This is a genomic window from Pseudoxanthomonas kalamensis DSM 18571 (assembly GCF_010211745.1).
Lineage (GTDB): Bacteria > Pseudomonadota > Gammaproteobacteria > Xanthomonadales > Xanthomonadaceae > Pseudoxanthomonas_A > Pseudoxanthomonas_A kalamensis.
In genome coordinates this window covers 1-508 of sequence record NZ_PDWQ01000114.1, presented here as the reverse complement: position 1 = coordinate 508, position 508 = coordinate 1, and the positions used below count along the sequence as shown (strand labels likewise).

Annotated in this window: 1 pseudogene; it reads right to left on the bottom strand. The window is 65.7% G+C overall.

Annotated features, from left to right (window positions below):
* Positions 1-85: 85 nt before the first annotated feature.
* A pseudogene (locus CSC70_RS14280) lies at positions 86-508 on the bottom strand (MFS transporter); the annotation flags it as partial.

Here is a 508-nt window from a genome sequence, read left to right as displayed (position 1 = left end):
TACTCGACAGTTATCTATCGGTTTTATATTTATTATCACTAGATGAATACCTGCTGCTATTCTTACTGTTGCCATAACCTAATTTTTCCAAGCAGTCGGAGCGGATGTGGGCCAGTTCGGCGGCCGACAGGCGGGGCTGCTGCTCGGGCGGACGGTAGCGGGCCAGCCACAGCGCCAGCCAGGTGGCGCTGAGCACGCCGGTGCACAGGAACGCCGCCTGCCAGCCCCAGGCCGCGGCCACCACCGGCACCACCAGCGGCGCCAGGATCGCACCGATGTTGGAGCCGGCGTTGAAGATGCCCACCGCGAAAGCTCGCTCCCGCTTCGGGAACCATTCGGCCACGTTCTTGACCGCGGCCGGGAAGTTGCCGGCCTCGCCCAGGCCCAGGGCGAAGCGCGCCAGGATGAAGCCGGCCACGCTGGCGGCCAGCGCATGGCCCATCGCCGCCAGCGACCAGATGCCGATGGCCAGCGCGTAGCCGATGCGCGTGCCCAGCCGGTCGATCAC